Here is a 16,612-nt window from a genome sequence, read left to right on the forward strand (position 1 = left end):
AACTGCTTACTTTGAGTAGTTACTCTAGCGAGCTTAGCTGAATAGTGTCAACTGTTTCTTTAGACGTTTTTTGTTAAGGAGTTCTCCTTAAGGAATGCATTGAAATACTATAACGAAGCTACATAGAGTGGCTACCGCCCATGCTATTGACCTTAATAGGCTTATATTCAGTAAATATAAAATGTTATACAACACTCTGGCAACAACATGAACAACAGCCAATATGACTATATTTTGTTGGGTATTACCTGTTACTAGGGCTAAAATAACGGCAGGTGCAAAAAGAATAACCGATTCAAAAGCATTTTGATGCGCAGCTAGTGCACGAGCACCAAATCCTGTTAACTTGCTTTGCTGCTGCCTTGGATGGTTGTTGTTATATCCTCCTAATTTAGCCATAGCATAAGCGACTGGTCCTTTTGCGAGTAACGGTAAAAGTAGCGCTAAAAATAAGCAAATAATTAATATAGTCATGTTATCTCGTCATTTATCTGTTGATGTGATTATTTTTTATAGAGTGTGTATTTAATAGCTGAGTAATGTCAGCTTATAGTGCGTTTTACCGGGTAAAAATGGAGAAGCTACACCTTGCTCCCAATCACTATGACCCATGCCATAATAGGGACTCCACGGATGCCCTGATTGGCTAGTTGGCATATGAAAGATGCCACTCTCTTCGTAACCGGGTGATACAACCATACGTTCAGAGGCACCAAAAGCGTTTGCTTGTACTCGCGGCATATAGCTATCACCTGCTAATGCTTTACTGGGCATATCCAACCAATAGTTTAACAAAGGCAAGGCACTGCTTAGTGGGTGTTTTATTGCAGAGCTATTTTGTTGACCCCAGGTAGCAGCATTTAAAGGTTGATTAAGAGACATATCGGCAATGGTTAACTCTAGTGCTTTAGTAAATACATCCTGCCAGCTGTTTTCACCTAGCATCATGAAGTTTTTTGGCTGTTCATTAATTAATTGCCATAAAGGCACTTCTATTTGGTGGCGAATACTGTTGAAGCTAAATGCTTTATCTATATTAATTAAACTGTTTTTCAATTCGAAGAAAACGTTATCTCTTAGATTTATCCTAAAATTACGTACTAAGCGATAGCTAACAGAGTCTATGCTTGCTCTTAATTCTTTTGAGTTTACCAGCAGATTTTTCACCTGCATAAAACTATCTTTTTGTGCCAGAACTTGCTTGGTTAATACTGTCTCAAGCATAAATGTTTGCCAGCGTTGTAAGAAAATAGCCTCATCATCTAAGCCTATTTGAAGAAGAGATTGTTCATCAAATTTTTCTTGAAGCAGTAAATTATCTCGAATCTGTTTTGACCTAGCCCCTAATGCGTAGCCACCATTGCCAAGTTTTTTATACATATCTCCGCCAACTACACGAGAATTTGCCGTCCATAACCTTTGATTTTCTGGGTTCTTAATCTGCGGATATTGTGCGGGCGTTAAATAACCTTGCCAGCTATTTTCTCCAGAGCTCCATGATTGTGGTGTTTCGCCAATATCGCCTTTTTTGGCGGGGATTGGTCCCATAATTGTCCAACCAATAGCTCCACTTTTATCAGCTACCAGCATATTTTGAGAAGGAATACCTGAGCGAGCGGCAATATCGAAAGCCTGTTCGACTGTTTTTGCTTGTTCTAACTCGATAGCCGTTCCATTAACAGCCTCTTTATCATGTGCGACCCATCGGAAGGCAAGTAATTTTCCTTGATGGTTTTTACCAATAACAGGACCCCAAATAGTATCTGTAACGGTAATTTCTTGTGCTTTTTGATCCTTTATCGCGATCACTTGTTTGTGAAGGATGAAATCTTTAAAGCCAGAAGGTGTTAAATATTGAGTATTATCAGCATTAGTGGTCAACAAAATAACATCACTGTAATCGCCATAACTGTTGGTAAAGCCCCAAGCTATATTACCATTACTGCCTATTACCATATTGGGAGTGCCGGGTAAGGTGGCGCCAGTTACTTTAATTTGCTCCTTAACGACTGTTGAATTTTCAATCGTGGTATAGGGATATTCAAAAGAAGCGCGGAACCAAGTATTAGGTACGCGAATGCCAAGGTGCATATCATTAGCTATTATCGCACTCCCAGTAGCACTTAAAGCCCCTGATATAGCCCAGCTATTAGAGCCAGGTAGATGATCGCCTTGATATCTATTTTCATCATTGCTCGTTAATGCGGTAGCTTTCTTGTAACTGTTATCGTTGTCATTAGTGTTGAAGCTTGATGCAGAAGGCCAAGCATCAATGGGCATGGGAGCTTGAGGGGTGTGACTGTCATCTATAGCAGCATCCCAAATACTGCCTTTTGGATCTAAAAATGCGTAAACATCACCAGAAAAAACGGCTTTCATTAAACCGAGTGTACGCTCGCGTTGCCCATCATGATATTGAAGGTCTATGTACATACTAAAAATTGTTAGAACTGAATCTTCTTCACTCCATTGCACCGGTTCTTGCTGAAGAAGGAGGTACTCAAACGGGGATGAGTTTAAGTATTTTAGTCCTTGGTTGACTCCTCTAGTATACGCTTTAATTAATTCAAGTTGCTTTTGAGGTAGTTGAGCAACTATAACTCTTGCTCTGTCTCGAAAGCGATGTCTCCGAATAGATTTATCATAATCTAGGGCTAGAGGACCAAACAAACTTGCTAACTCACCGGCAGCATTACGTCTTAGCAAATCCATTTGAAAGAACCTTTCTTGCGCATGAACAAAACCTAAAGCAACGGCAATGTCATTTCTGTTTTGGGCCTTTATTGTCGCTATACCTTGCTTATCACGCTCAATGATGGCTGATTTTTTTAAGCCAAAAACCGTTTTTTTCCCATCGAGTATTGGGAGAGCGCTATCAACTTTACTGTAAAGCCAAGTTGATGCTGTTGCGATAACCAACAAACTAATAAGTAGAAAGCAGATGAGGAGTTTTTTAAAAATATTCATAGGTAAACAAGCTAACAAAAAAGGATAGAGCAGAGTAACGTAAAATGCGCTTGGAGAATATTTTTAGTTTACATTTTTATCAAAAAACAGTTCTAGGATGGCTACGCTGGCTAAGGTTAGTAAATTGATTACTTATTTAAAAAGAGGTTGTTGAAGTAAAAATACTTCTTGGGTAATAGCATGAGGATTAGGCGGATTAAATGATCACCTTGGTACAGCAAAGGTTAACTAAAATTTAAATTACTTTTGCATTTCTCTTTTATCACTTTACTCTCAGATGTTGGTAAAGCTGATTCAGTGATATTTTCATAACTAGGTACGGTGAAGTATGAAATTAGTTGATGTAATTTATCATTGAAAACCATGGCAGTAGTAAAAAAATCGTTAGATTTATTGATTACATCTATTGTTGTTTTCGTGTGTTTTTCGCTAAATATGGCAGGGTTAGAAAAAAATAAACGGGTAGATAGGTTATTTCGATAGTTGGTTGATAAATTATGAGGTACATCACTTACAACGTTAATTATATCGTAATTATTAAATGTACTTGTTAGCGTATTACTTACGTTTAAATGTTGCACTTTAGCTGTCGGGGAGGCATTGGCTGGAGAAATAAAAATCAATGTAATAAATGTGAGAGTAAAACTGATTAATAGTACTTTAATTGAATTCATTGCTTAGTTCCTTTTAGCTATGCCTATAATTGTTTAAGTATAATGTTGACGTATTCAACATTACTAAATTGTTACAAACGTTACTTTAAGGGTTGTTTAATTATTATGCTAGCCAATTGAGATAAGCTGCTTCTTTCATACGGCAGATGGTATAGGCCGCGTAAATGAGCATTTCAAAGTAAAGCTGGCAGTTATTAAATCTAATTATTCGGCCATAAGAGCCGATGAGTTTATGGCAACTATCCTTTGTGCTTTATCTGATCCCCATAAAGAAAAATCAACACTAGCGCTATGGTTAAACTTCAAATAGCATTAGTGTTGATTATTTTTAGGACTCAATTTTACTTATTGAGCTTAATATAACGAGAGATTAACTGAGTTGACGCTTTTTTTCTAAGCGATATTGATGCAACAAAGGCTCAGTATAACCATTAGGCTGTTCTACTCCTGAAAATATCAACGCTGCAGCGGCTTTAAAAGCAATACTATTGGTAAAGTCATTACTCATCGCTTGATATCCACTATCACTTGCATTCTGTTTATCAACAATACTCGCCATTTTCTCTAAACTTGCCTGCACTTGCGCTGTTGTACAAATGTTATGGGTTAGCCAATTAGCAATGTGCTGGCTAGAAATACGTAATGTAGCTCTATCTTCCATCAAGCCGACATTATTTATATCCGGAACTTTAGAGCAGCCTACACCATCATCTATCCAGCGAACGACATAACCTAAAATTCCCTGACAGTTATTATCTAACTCATCACTAATTTCCTGGTCAGTCCAATTAGTGTGTTCTGCCAGTGGAATTGTTAAAATATCATCTATATTAGCGGGTTGACGTTTGCTAAGTTGTTTTTGTAAATCAAAGACATTGACTCTATGGTAATGCAAAGCATGAAGTGTCGCGGCAGTAGGTGAAGGTACCCAAGCCGTATTAGCGCCCGCTTCTACATGGTTTATTTTGGTTGCCAACATATTCGACATTTGATCAGGAATTGGCCACATACCCTTACCAATTTGTGCCTTTTTGCTAAATCCACAAGCAAGCCCTACATCAACGTTATTATCTTCATAGGCGGCAATCCAAGGCGTTAGCTTTATATCCGCTTTTCTTGCCATTGGTCCTGCCATCATTGAGGTATGAATTTCATCGCCAGTTCTGTCTAAAAAGCCGGTGTTGATAAAGACTACGCGATCTTTAGCGGCGAAAATACAGTTTTTCAAATTGACACTAGTGCGTCTTTCTTCATCCATTATGCCCATTTTTACGGTGTTTTGAGGTAATGACAATGCCGTCTCTACACGCGAAAATAAAGTATCGGCAAAAGCGACTTCTTCAGGGCCGTGCATTTTAGGCTTAACAATGTAAATAGAACCTTCACTACTATTGCTATATTCGCTATTGCCTTTTATATCATGCAAGGCAACTAAACTAGTGATCATTGCATCGAGTATACCTTCGGGTACTTCGTTACCTTGATTATCTAAAATGGCATTGTTTGTCATTAAATGGCCGACATTACGGACAAATATTAAGCTACGTCCCTTAAGGGTAATAGTGTCGCCATTGAGTGTCTGAACGCTCAAGTCATCATTCATGGTACGGGTTATCGTTTGACCATTTTTATTGAGGGTAGCAGATAACTTCCCCGTCATAAGTCCTAGCCAATTTCGGTAGGCTAATACTTTATCTTCGCCATCAACTGCAGCGACTGAATCTTCACAATCCATAATAGTTGTTAAAGCTGATTCAAGTATTATATCGCTTAAAGTCGCGGCATCTTCCTGACCAATTGCGCTGTCGTCATTGAACAATAAATTTAGATGTAAACCGTTATGGGTAAACATCATAGACTCTGGCTTATTTATACTGCCAGTAAAGCCGATGAATGCTGATGGATCTTTTAAAGGCGTTTGCTGACCATCAGCTAAACTTACCATCAATTGTTGTTCAGTTAAGTGATAGCTAACTGCTTGGCTATGATTACCTGTTACAAGCGGAATAACTTGATCTAAATAATTTTTTGCAAACGCGATAACCTTTTTGCCACGAATAGGGTTATATGTTTTGCTTGGCTCTGCACCATTCTCATGACTTATTACATCAGTACCATAAAGTGCATCGTATAAACTTCCCCAGCGAGCATTTACAGCATTTAAGGCAAAACGGGCATTCATTATCGGTACAACAAGTTGTGGCCCAGCCATCAATGCTAATTCATTATCAACATTGCAGGTGTTGATACTAAAATCATCTACTTGCGGTACAAGGTAATTGATGTCCGCTAAGAATTTTTTATAGTGAGAGAACTCAAGAGGCTGATTGTCTTGGTGATAACTATCAATGCTTGCTTGTAAGGCATCTCGCTTTAATAAAAGCTGTTTGTTTTCAGGGCTCAGCTCATGAATTATACTGGAAAACTGCTGCCAAAAATGGGTCGAACTAATGGAGGTGCCAGGCAATGCTTCATATTCGATAAAATCAAAAAGACATTGGCTTACTGTTAAGTTCTCTATTGTTACTGTCGCTGACATTATTACTTCACCTTATTTTAAAAAACTTGTGTTAGACCAAACGGATTAAAGCATCAGAATGTTTGTGTAAAAGTTTCTATTTCTAGCGTCATTTTAATAACTGTGGAGCCCAAATAGGGCTAGAAATAACTATTAGTGATAATCCTATGGCTTATTATCACTGCTGGCAATAGTGCTTTAGGAGGCGAGAATACATAGGGTAAACATTATGTAGTTCTTTTTTGTTGTAAGTTATTGTAAAACGGGTATTAAATTTATTTTATGAAGTGAGGTAAGTACAATGATTCATATTATTGTACTTTATGATAAACATCATTCATATTGTGAATAATGCTTGATGTGATATGGATGTTACAACTTTTAGTTAAATAATATCTGTAGTAAAGGTATTAACCAAGGGCTGATCAGTGCGGTGAGTACAGCAGATAAAATCAATGCAACAGAGCTGTATGCGCCATGTTCTGCACTTTTGCGCACGAGTACCGCAGTGCCTATAACATGGCTAGCACTACCAACAGCTAATCCCTGAGCTTTAGCTGAATTAACGCCAATAAAGCTCAGCCATTGCGGACCCAGTAACGCACCAAATAAACCTGCAATCAATATGGCGAAAGCCGTAATGGAGCTATCACCAAACAATTGTTCGGTTAAGGTGATACCTATAGGGGTGGTGACTGATTTTAATGACAAAGCTATCGCTATTTCAGGGGCTTTTATCAACCACATAGCGAGAATAAAGCTTACGGTAATAACCACAGTAATACCAAAGACTAAAATCGCGGTCATTTCTCGCCAATAAAAACGTATTTGTTTAAATTGCTGGTAAAGTGGCAAACCTAAGGCAACAATGGCTGGCTCAAGTAAAAGGTTAAGTACTTGAGTTGTTTGGTTATATTCCTGATAGTTGATCTCAGTTAACAGCAGGAAAGGCACTAATATACAGATAGAAAACAACATCGGATTTAACCATATATATTGCCATTTCTGTTGGCATGCAGACGCTAATTGATAGGTTGCTATGGTGATCAAAGTGATAACTAGGCTGGCCAATATTGGGCTATTAGCAATAAAAGTGGTTAGCATTATCTTAAGCCCTTCGTTGTTTCGCTCTTGTAATTATCAGGTGTTATTAAAAAACGCTCACTCAAGTAGCCAATAACCGTGAGTAAGATAAACGTAGAGCTAAAAATAATGATCACTAGTGCAATACCATGTTGCTGAATGAGTTCAAAATGATTAATGATACCCATGCCAGCAGGCACTAGGCATACGCCCATATGTTTAATAAACCACTGATTTGTTTTGGTTACTCTGTTAGCGCTAAACCAATTGAGTTGTAAAAAAAGCGCGTAAAGAATCATGCCATATAAACTGGCTGGTAAAGCCGCTAATAAATAATTAGCAACTTTTCCTAGTAGTAAACTTATACTGATGACGAAAATGGTATAAAGCACATTATTCATAGTAACTTATGTATTCTCCTGACACTTTAGCGCAGCAGCAGCAACAACTAATTGTCGAAACCAAATATGGCTGGCATCATGGTGAAGTAAAGGGCTCCAGATCATTTTTAGCTCAATGTCAGGGATATCAAAAGGGGGTTTTACAATAGTATAATTACTATCATTTTTATGTAACTGGGCAGCTTTTGTCGGTAAGGTAGCAATTAAACCATCTTCATAAGCTAACTGCATCGCAACATGATAATTACGGGTAAAAACCTTTATGTCACGTTTCTTACCTAAGCGGGCGAGTGCTTCATCAACCCAGCCTAGTTTTTGAACATCCTTAGGATCCATGCCAACACCAACACCAAAGCCGGTCTTTGAAACCCAGACATGCTTGGCACCGAGATATGCATTTAAGTTAAATTTACTCACTAATGGGCTATCAGCACTTAATAAACAAGAGAAAGAGTCACGCCAAATAGCTTTTTGGTGGAAAGATTGCGGTAATTCATCAAAGCGGTTAATCGCCATATCAATTTTCCCCGCTTCAACATCATGAAAGGTTACATCACTTGGTGTCATTATATCGAGAGTAATGTTGGGAGCAACTTCATTCAAGGACCTTAATAGCGTAGGAATGAGTGTTGATGCTGCATAATCACTCGCCATTATTCTGAAAACACGTTGGCTTTTTAATTCGTTAAATTCTTCCTCACCTTGTAATGCTTCTTCTAATTCAAGCAATATCTTGCGAATGCTAGGTGCCAAACCTCGGGCACGTTCTGTCGGAACCATACCGTCAGAAGTACGTACTAAAATAGGGTCGTTAAATAACGTCCTAAGTCGTTTTAAGCCATTACTCATTGCTGGTTGCGTAATGTTAAGTTGGCTTGCTGCCCGCGTAACATTCTTCTCTCGCAACAATACGTCTAAATAAATAAGCAAATTCAAATCAATTTTAGAAATATTCATGTCATTAATGGCTCTGTAAATAAATATAAGTGAGATAGATATAAGCTAAATGTAAGGCTAATTCAATGAAATTCTACCTTTTGAGCAATATAAAGCAGCTAGTTATGGCAATAAATGGGTATTTGCATTCATGGCGTGAATGGTGGTAATAGAGATTATATATTTCAAAAATACCTCTGTGATAGGGTATTGTTTTTGTAGTCCGGTATGAAAGCTTACTTTCTTGCAGTCATCTAGGGGTTCAACCTCTGATTTAATGTCTCTAAGTCGAAAGTTAAATAACCAAAACTAATACCTAGTAATAACTACTAATTAATCTACAGCAAGACTTTTGGAGAATGTTATGTCTAATTATCAAAGTGCAATAGAAGCAGTTCAAGCGATTAAAGCAAATGCAGGAAGTTCTTGGGATGCTATAAACCCAGAATCAGTTGCACGTATGCGTGCACAGAACAAATTCAAAACTGGTTTAGAAATTGCTCAGTATACAGCAGACATTATGCGTAGAGATATGGACGCTTATGATGCTGATAGTTCACAGTACACTCAATCTCTAGGTTGCTGGCACGGTTTTGTTGGCCAACAGAAAATGATTTCTATTAAGAAGCATTTTGATGGCAAAACAGATCGTCGTTACTTATACCTTTCGGGTTGGATGGTTGCTGCACTTCGTAGCGAATTTGGTCCTCTTCCTGATCAATCTATGCACGAAAAAACGTCAGTAGCCTCTTTGGTTGCAGAACTTTACACTTTCCTACGTCAAGCTGATGCACGTGAACTAGGCGGTCTTTTCCGCGAGTTAGATGCAGCAAGCGATGGCGACAAAGCTGCTATCCAAGACAAAATTGATAACCACGTTACTCACGTTGTGCCAATTATTGCTGATATCGATGCTGGTTTTGGTAACGCAGAAGCGACTTACCTAATGGCTAAGCAAATGATCGAAGCCGGTGCTTGTGCTCTTCAAATTGAAAACCAAGTTGCTGATGAAAAGCAATGTGGCCATCAAGACGGTAAAGTAACGGTTCCTCATGCTGATTTCCATTCTAAGATCCGCGCATTACGTCATGCTTTCCTAGAGCTAGGTATCGACAACGGCATTATCGTTTCTCGTACTGATTCTGAAGGTGCTGGTCTTACTAAAGAAATAGCGGTTGTTAAAGAGCCTGGCGATCAAGGTGACATATATAACTCTTTCTTAGACGTTGAAGAGATTGACGTAGCTGATATGGCTGAAGGCGATGTATGCTTTAACCGTGATGGTAAATTAGTTCGTCCTAAGCGTTTACCTTCTGGTTTATACCAATTCCGTCAAGGTACTGGTGAAGAGCGTTGTGTATTTGATAGTATCGAAGCAATTAAAGCGGGTGCTGATCTTCTTTGGATTGAAACGGCTACACCAAGCGTTGCTGATATCACGGCAATGATGAACGAAGTGCGTAAAGAAATCCCGAATGCTAAGCTTGTTTACAACAACAGCCCTTCATTTAACTGGACGCTTAACTTCCGTCAACAAGCATTTGATGCGATGGTTGATGCTGGTGAAGACGTATCTTCTTACGTTCGTGCTGATTTAATGAATGCTGATTATGACGCTTCTGAATTGTCTGCAAGAGCCGATGAAAAAATCCGTACTTTCCAATCTGATACTTCACGTGAAGCAGGTATTTTCCATCACCTAATCACACTGCCTACTTATCACACAACAGCATTGTCTGTTGATAACTTGGCTAAAGAGTACTTCGGTGATGCGGGTATGCTTGGTTATGTTGAAGGCGTACAACGTAAAGAAATCCGTCAAGGTATCGCGTGTGTTAAACATCAAAACATGTCAGGCTCTGACATGGGTGATGATCACAAAGAATACTTTGCGGGTGAAAATGCTCTTAAAGCAGGCGGCGCTAACAATACGTCTAACCAGTTTTAATAGTAACTCGTTTAATTAGGCTTTCCTAATTGAATAATAAAAACCAGCCATCAAGGCTGGTTTTTTGTTTTAAATCGCATAATAAATTAGTTTTAATTGAGGCACAAAAAAAGGCTGCTTTCTAAAGTGAAGTGACAGCCTTTTCTAATGTTAAGCGCGTAAAAAACGGTATCGCTAACTGAGTGTTCTTTAGTTAAGAGCTTAGAAGCTATAAACTAAAGTCACTGATGTTTCAGTGTTAGTTTTCTCAAAACCTTGTTCTACTTCAGTATCGTAATCAACACGAAAAGCGAATTTAAACTGTAATGATTCAATTAACTTAGTCGTTAATGATGTTTCTGACTTATAAACACTGTTTTTATCAGACTCAAGCGCTTGCTTAGCAACAAAGTACTGTTTAAATTCAACAAAGTCATTGATTTGTTTCGTATATAAAGCTTGTGCTTGAACTATTACCGCAGTTTCGCTGCTTTCAATAATCGCAGCATTTGTTGCTGTTGCTGCTTCTGCACGGGTTACGTCGTATTTTACACCCGGTCCGATATCAGCAAAAAATGAACTTGTTTCAGTTTCCCACCAATGACGACCCCAACCAGCGGAGAACGAGGTTTGATAAGAGAAGCTGCTGAATTTATCTTGTTGATAAAAAAGGTTACCGTAAAGGTAGTTTTTACCATTTTTATGCAGCGAATAGTTAGTTTGACCTAATATATCCCATTTATTATCAGTGCTTTCAAAAGAATCTTGGCCAGTATCTTCATCTTCTTTTTCAAGTTTTTTAGCAAGAGCATTAAAAGCTAATAGGTTCAACCATTGACCTTCTTCATGCTTGATATTTAAGCCGGCTTTGATATCGCCGCTTTTAGTATTACCTGTTTTAAATAACATACCTAATTCGGCAGAAACAGTTAAAGAAGATTTTTCTTCAGCGACTGCTTCTTCTGCCATGGCATATTGACCTGATAGAGGTAATAAAAGAAGTGCTGCAATAGCTATTTTAGATTTCATGTTCATCCTTAAAAAATGATTATATCGATTAAAATGTTGATGTATTAAATTTTACGCGATCCTATCAAATTTTAACTATATAGCCAACGTGTAAACAAGGTGTAAATGAAAGAAGTTACATTAAGTTTCACTTTATCGGTACGTTTTAGCTAACTTAGGGCGACGAATTTACAATGTTTATGATTTCAAAAATAAAAAATAAATCACTGTTATAAGTCGTCATTAATATTTCATTGCTATTGAATCACAAAAAATATTTAGTTACTTGTGGTAACAATATCTCCGATAACGAGACCCGAGATAATTGCAACAAAACCTTGTTCATTTATTTCGCCTAAGCGTACAAACCGTTTTTGACTTTGTCCATTAACCAGTACGTGAACAAAGTCGAGTTGCCCAACTTGAGAAACACTATCTTTGGGGACATAAAGTTTTTGTGCGTGACCTGCAGGAATTAATAAACGGGCATACATGCCAGGTAATAAACTTTCTTGGTAAGGTAAGCTCACTTTTATTAAAAAGCTACGTGAACCGGTATTCGCTGCAGGCACTATTTCTTCAACTAGGCCGACAACTTTTTGTTTTATTGTCGGTAAGTCTACTGTGATACTTTGTCCTTGACTGAGCGTCAGGGCGAGTTGCTCACGCACTTGCGCTTCAACACGTAATGAAAGGGGATTGTATAGCGATAATAACTTCCCACCGGCTTGTGCTGTATTGCCGGGCTCAGCAAAACGATCAACAATCTTGCCATTAATCGGCGCACGCAATGTTGCGTAGCTTAACGTGGTTTGTGCTTGAGCTAAGTTTTGTTGAGCTGCTGTTAGCTCGGCCTTAATGCTTTGATAGTCAGCCTTACTTTTATCTAGATCAAACTGAGAAGCTATTTTCTTATTAAATAACTCGCTAGCACGCTGATAATTTTGTTGTGCTTCAGTATGTCGAGCAAGCATGGCATTGACCTGCTCTTTGGCTTCAATTACTTTTGATGATAAATCTTTATTTTCTAAGGTGATTAATACGTCACCTTTTTTAACTATATCACCTGCTCGTACGTTAATTTTATCAATACGTGCCAGCAGTCTTGAAGAGATAATTGTTGTTTGTTTTGCAGTAATACTAGCAGCAACGCCTTCAAATATTGCTTCTTTACTGCTCTTTACAACATAGCTAGTCGCATTAATTAATGCAGAGGATTGAGCTTCAAAACCAGGTGATACTTTTTTGTTAAAAGATCCCGCTAACCAAGCCACCATTATGAGTAATAGTATAAGTGCTAATATAGGCGCAATAAATTTTTTAACTGTATTTTCTTTTTGAACTTGAGGTGTACTCATGATGAAGCCTTATTCTCTAATGAATCGTCTAATGGGTGATCTACTTCGTTGTCGTTATCTTTATTGCCATCAAAAACTAATGAATAGACGATAGGAACTACCAGCAGCGTAAATACCGTTGAAGAGATAATGCCAAATATAATCGCTATGGCCAGTCCACTAAAGACAGGATCTAAGGTGATAATTAAATTACCCAATAGCGTTGTACCGGCAGTTAATAAAACTGGTCTCATTCTTACCGCGCCTGCTTGAATTAATGATTCTTTGATTGAGGAACCTTGCTGCTGAGCTTGGCTAATAAACTCAATTAAAATTAATGAATTTCTAACCACTATGCCTGCCAGAGCAATCATGCCTATCATCGCTGTAGCGGTGAATAGAATTGGATCAGGTGCACCTGCAACTTGACGTTCACCAAATTGATTCAATAAGAAGAAACCCGGCATAATACCAATAACCGTTAACGGGATAGCAGACATTATAATGCCTGATAAAGCAGCTGAGCCTGTTTGAATGCGTAGAACAATAAATATTGCCGTGAGTGCGAACACAAAAGCTAGCCCCATATCACGAAACACTCTAATGGTTATGCGCCATTCACCTTCACCACTAAATGAAAGCTCAATATCATCGGGTAATTGCCAAGCAATACCACCACCATTAGCGAAGAAGCTGCGCTCTTGCCAGTTTTGTTGATTGGTTGACTCAATACTCTCAGTATTGAGGTAAGTTTTATGCTGAACTAAGTCGCTATTGATGTCTGCAATAACTTCAGCAGGTGTTCTACCAGAAATATCCGCAGTGACATAAACAACCGGTCTTAAATCTTTGTGGAATATTGCTTTATCACGGGTGTGTTCAATAAACTCACCAAGTTCCCCTAAAGACACTAAAGGTTGTGGCGCTATATCAATGCCTTGCGGCGTGCTGTTTTGTACTATACCTGCTTGCCCTTTTAAAGATAAGCGTTGTAAATCGCTTAATGATTGACGTTGTTCAAGGGGCAATTTTATATTAATGGCCAAGGCAGATGCTTCATTATCAAGGTGTAAATAACCGGCAATTTGTCCTTTTGTTGCCACAGCAATAGTTTGGTTAATACTTGCAGTCGATATGCCAGACAGTGCTGCTTTGGTTTTATCACTAACAAAGCGTAATTTTGTTTGTTCGCCGCCGACTGTAGAGTCGACTTCGACCACAAATGGCTCTAACTTTAGACGCTGTTCAACTAAGCTTGCTGCCTGTTGTAAACTGGCATATGGGGTAAATTCATTGCCATATATTTCTGCAACAAGTGTACTTAATACCGGGGGACCTGGTGGCACTTCTACCACACGTATTTTTATATCACTGTCTTGTGCTAATGCATTATTGAGCGATGCTAAGTGCTCACGCATTCTTAATACAATGGCATGAGATTGATGTTCGCGTTGGCTTTTATCAAGTAATAGGACGCGCAAATCAGCTAAGTATGGAGCGTGACGTTGATAGTACTGTCGAACCATACCGTTAAAGTCTATGGGAGAGGGGAGTCCAACATAACTGGCAATGGTGGTCACTTCAGGAATTTTTTGTAATATTACCGACACTTTTTTTGCCATGGCAGCCGTTTGCTCTAAAGTGGCACTCTCGGGCATATCAATAATGACCTGTACTTCATTTTTATTATCAAAAGGTAATAATTTAAGTGGCACCCAACGCATTACAGGTAACAAAGCAGCAAGTAAAAATAACAGTAATACCAAAGCGAGAACGGCCTTTCCTTTTGCACGGCTATCTAGAAGTGGCGTTAGTATTCTACGATAAAAACGTTGAAAACCAAGCGGTTTTTCTGCCTCAGTGACACTGGTTGATATCGCTTTAGCCTTAATAAGTTTTCCAGCTAGCCATGGGGTAACTAAAAAAGCCACCAAGGTTGAACTGATGACACTTAACGGAACATTAAAGGCCATTGGTGCCATATAAGGTCCCATCATGCCGGTTATAAATGCGAGGGGGATAAAGGCAAGTACAATAGTAACGGTAGACATTAACAAAGGTACACGTATTTCGTTGATAGCCGAGACTATAGCGTCATGCATGTTTTTAGTATTCGCTTTTCCTTTAATTTTTGCTAAATACCGTTCAATATTATCGACGCCAGTAATAGGGTCATCGACTAATAAACCTAATGATAAAATAAGCGCAAACAGGGTGACGCGATTTATGGTGTAACCAAAGAGTAGATCTAGCGATAAGGTGATGCCATAACAAATAGGTACCGCTAAACCAACGACTAAGGCAGAGCGCCAACCTAAAAATACGCCAATGAAAACCACTACCGTAAAAACAGCAAACGCTAAGCTGGTGGTTAAATCATTTACTTTTTCGTTAGCTGTTGCACCATAGTCGCGTAAAATTTGTACTTCGACATTGGCAGGGAATATTGTCGATTGTAATTGTGCTATTTTCTCATGTACGGCGTTGGCAACCGTTACGGCATTACTACCTTCTTGTTTGGCAACACTAATCGTTACCATGGGGTGATCGGCACTAGCGCCACTAACCGAATTGTTAGTGTAGTCTAGCCAGGTATAACTTGTTTGTTCCGCGGGACCATCGACCACATCAGCGATATCTTTTAGTAAGATAACACTACCATCAATAACACTAATAGGGGTTTGCTTTAGGGCATTAATATCCCGATAGGTATCACCACTTTCAAGCACAATCGATTGATTCGATAAGGTAATATTACCGTGGTTTTCAAGTACATTTGACACTTTAATCGCATTAAAAATATCATCGACAGTAACTTGTCGTGCGGTCATTTGTTCGGGATTTATATTTACTTGTATTTGGCGGGCGCGACCACCAACAATATTAACCTCACTGGTGTTTTCAATCGCTTGTAAAAAGGTAGACACTTCTTGTGCAAGTCGTCTTAAGGCGAAATCATCTACTTGACTACTATCGTTGCTATATAACGCTAACATGACAATAGCGACATCATCCACTTCAACAGGTTTTACTCGCCAATTACTGACAATGGCAGGAATTTTCTCCGTATTAGCGTGTAATTTGTTATAGGTATTTAACAGTGCTCGTTCGCGATTTTCTCCGACCGTAAATCGCAGGGTAACCACAGATTGATTGCTATTACTGACTGAATAAACGTGCTCTACGCCTTTTACTTGCGCTAATAGTTTTTCAAGTGGAGTGGTAACTAAGCGTTCTACTTGTTTGGCGTTAACCCCAGGGGCATCGACGATAACATCGATCATAGGCACAACAATTTGTGGTTCTTCTTCACGTGGCGTAAAGTTGAGCGCCATCAAGCCTGCCAGTATCGATAAGATCAAAATAAATAGTGGGATTTTACTCTTAAGTACTTTACTCAGTAACCTTGTGGTAAAAGTTGTTTCAGTAGTCATTATGAATTAACTCGTCATCGGGACAAAATTTCTCATGTAATACACGCAGTAATTCTTCTATTTTTGGGTTACCAATACGGTAGAAAATTGTCTGCGATTCACGTCTTGTGGTGACTATATTACTCTCTCTTAATTTGGCCAGATGCTGTGAAAGTGCAGATTGTGAAAGATCAATGCGTTGATTCAAATCACCAACAGTCAGTTCATTATCACTTAAACAGCACAAGACCATTAACCGATAAGGGTTAGACAGTTGCTTTAAAATCCCCGCTACTTCTTGAGCATTCTCTAACAATTTCTGTTGTTCAGTATTCATAAATGTATCCG

At 38.6% G+C, this 16,612-nt stretch carries 12 protein-coding genes; 1 reads left to right on the forward strand and 11 read right to left on the reverse strand.

Going from position 1 to position 16,612, the window contains the following annotated elements:
* Positions 1-87: 87 nt before the first annotated feature.
* The 7 genes from CXF71_RS17175 to CXF71_RS17205 form a co-directional block, all read right to left on the reverse strand.
* Positions 88-474, reverse strand: a complete 387-nt coding sequence (locus CXF71_RS17175; RefSeq protein WP_101234145.1) for an MAPEG family protein — start codon at positions 472-474, stop codon at positions 88-90.
* Positions 475-525: 51 nt separating this feature from the next.
* Positions 526-2,967, reverse strand: coding sequence for a penicillin acylase family protein (locus tag CXF71_RS17180; RefSeq protein WP_101234146.1), 2,442 nt, complete (start codon positions 2,965-2,967; stop codon positions 526-528).
* A gap of 224 nt (positions 2,968-3,191) precedes the next feature.
* Positions 3,192-3,641 carry a hypothetical protein gene (locus CXF71_RS17185; RefSeq protein WP_101234147.1) on the reverse strand — a complete coding sequence of 150 codons (450 nt, stop codon included), beginning with the start codon at positions 3,639-3,641 and terminating at the stop codon, positions 3,192-3,194.
* Positions 3,642-4,011: 370 nt separating this feature from the next.
* Complete coding sequence (locus CXF71_RS17190) at positions 4,012-6,180, reverse strand: malate synthase G (protein ID WP_101234148.1); 2,169 nt, start codon at positions 6,178-6,180, stop codon at positions 4,012-4,014.
* Between the two features lie 360 nt (positions 6,181-6,540).
* Positions 6,541-7,263: an LrgB family protein gene (locus tag CXF71_RS17195; protein WP_101234149.1), complete on the reverse strand. Its 723-nt coding sequence runs from the start codon at positions 7,261-7,263 to the stop codon at positions 6,541-6,543.
* Complete coding sequence (locus CXF71_RS17200; RefSeq protein WP_101234150.1) at positions 7,263-7,643, reverse strand: CidA/LrgA family protein; 381 nt, start codon at positions 7,641-7,643, stop codon at positions 7,263-7,265. The genes CXF71_RS17195 and CXF71_RS17200 overlap by 1 nt, the downstream gene beginning before the upstream one ends.
* Before the next feature lie 6 nt (positions 7,644-7,649).
* The gene (locus CXF71_RS17205) at positions 7,650-8,600 is read right to left on the reverse strand and encodes a LysR family transcriptional regulator (protein ID WP_101234151.1); all 951 of its coding nucleotides are present in this window, start codon (positions 8,598-8,600) and stop codon (positions 7,650-7,652) included.
* A 343-nt stretch (positions 8,601-8,943) separates the two neighbouring features.
* Here CXF71_RS17205 and CXF71_RS17210 point away from each other — a divergent pair, with 343 nt between their 5' ends.
* A complete protein-coding gene (locus tag CXF71_RS17210; RefSeq protein WP_101234152.1) occupies positions 8,944-10,527 on the forward strand; it encodes an isocitrate lyase in 1,584 nt (527 codons plus the stop codon).
* Between the two features lie 201 nt (positions 10,528-10,728).
* On the opposite strand, the gene CXF71_RS17215 is transcribed toward CXF71_RS17210, so the two are convergent.
* The 4 genes from CXF71_RS17215 to CXF71_RS17230 form a co-directional block, all read right to left on the reverse strand.
* Positions 10,729-11,535, reverse strand: coding sequence for a DUF481 domain-containing protein (locus CXF71_RS17215; protein ID WP_101234153.1), 807 nt, complete (start codon positions 11,533-11,535; stop codon positions 10,729-10,731).
* Between the two features lie 257 nt (positions 11,536-11,792).
* Positions 11,793-12,872, reverse strand: coding sequence for an efflux RND transporter periplasmic adaptor subunit (locus tag CXF71_RS17220; RefSeq protein WP_101234154.1), 1,080 nt, complete (start codon positions 12,870-12,872; stop codon positions 11,793-11,795).
* On the reverse strand, positions 12,869-16,285 hold the full coding sequence (locus CXF71_RS17225) for an efflux RND transporter permease subunit (protein ID WP_101234155.1): 3,417 nt from the start codon (positions 16,283-16,285) through the stop codon (positions 12,869-12,871). Before CXF71_RS17225 ends, CXF71_RS17220 begins: the two co-directional genes overlap by 4 nt.
* The gene (locus CXF71_RS17230; RefSeq protein WP_101234156.1) at positions 16,275-16,601 is read right to left on the reverse strand and encodes an ArsR/SmtB family transcription factor; all 327 of its coding nucleotides are present in this window, start codon (positions 16,599-16,601) and stop codon (positions 16,275-16,277) included. The genes CXF71_RS17225 and CXF71_RS17230 overlap by 11 nt, the downstream gene beginning before the upstream one ends.
* Positions 16,602-16,612: the final 11 nt, after the last annotated feature.

Source organism: Colwellia sp. 12G3 (genome assembly GCF_002836775.1).
GTDB lineage: Bacteria > Pseudomonadota > Gammaproteobacteria > Enterobacterales > Alteromonadaceae > Colwellia.

What these genes read in the sequence shown, in the direction of transcription:
- CXF71_RS17175 (WP_101234145.1), bottom strand. Translation starts at nt 474, where the DNA reads ATGACTATATTAATTATTTGCTTATTTTTAGCGCTACTTTTACCGTTA.
- CXF71_RS17180 (WP_101234146.1), bottom strand. Translation starts at nt 2,967, where the DNA reads ATGAATATTTTTAAAAAACTCCTCATCTGCTTTCTACTTATTAGTTTG.
- CXF71_RS17185 (WP_101234147.1), bottom strand. Translation starts at nt 3,641, where the DNA reads ATGAATTCAATTAAAGTACTATTAATCAGTTTTACTCTCACATTTATT.
- CXF71_RS17190 (WP_101234148.1), bottom strand. Translation starts at nt 6,180, where the DNA reads ATGTCAGCGACAGTAACAATAGAGAACTTAACAGTAAGCCAATGTCTT.
- CXF71_RS17195 (WP_101234149.1), bottom strand. Translation starts at nt 7,263, where the DNA reads ATGCTAACCACTTTTATTGCTAATAGCCCAATATTGGCCAGCCTAGTT.
- CXF71_RS17200 (WP_101234150.1), bottom strand. Translation starts at nt 7,643, where the DNA reads ATGAATAATGTGCTTTATACCATTTTCGTCATCAGTATAAGTTTACTA.
- CXF71_RS17205 (WP_101234151.1), bottom strand. Translation starts at nt 8,600, where the DNA reads ATGAATATTTCTAAAATTGATTTGAATTTGCTTATTTATTTAGACGTA.
- CXF71_RS17210 (WP_101234152.1), top strand. Translation starts at nt 8,944, where the DNA reads ATGTCTAATTATCAAAGTGCAATAGAAGCAGTTCAAGCGATTAAAGCA.
- CXF71_RS17215 (WP_101234153.1), bottom strand. Translation starts at nt 11,535, where the DNA reads ATGAAATCTAAAATAGCTATTGCAGCACTTCTTTTATTACCTCTATCA.
- CXF71_RS17220 (WP_101234154.1), bottom strand. Translation starts at nt 12,872, where the DNA reads ATGAGTACACCTCAAGTTCAAAAAGAAAATACAGTTAAAAAATTTATT.
- CXF71_RS17225 (WP_101234155.1), bottom strand. Translation starts at nt 16,285, where the DNA reads ATGACTACTGAAACAACTTTTACCACAAGGTTACTGAGTAAAGTACTT.
- CXF71_RS17230 (WP_101234156.1), bottom strand. Translation starts at nt 16,601, where the DNA reads ATGAATACTGAACAACAGAAATTGTTAGAGAATGCTCAAGAAGTAGCG.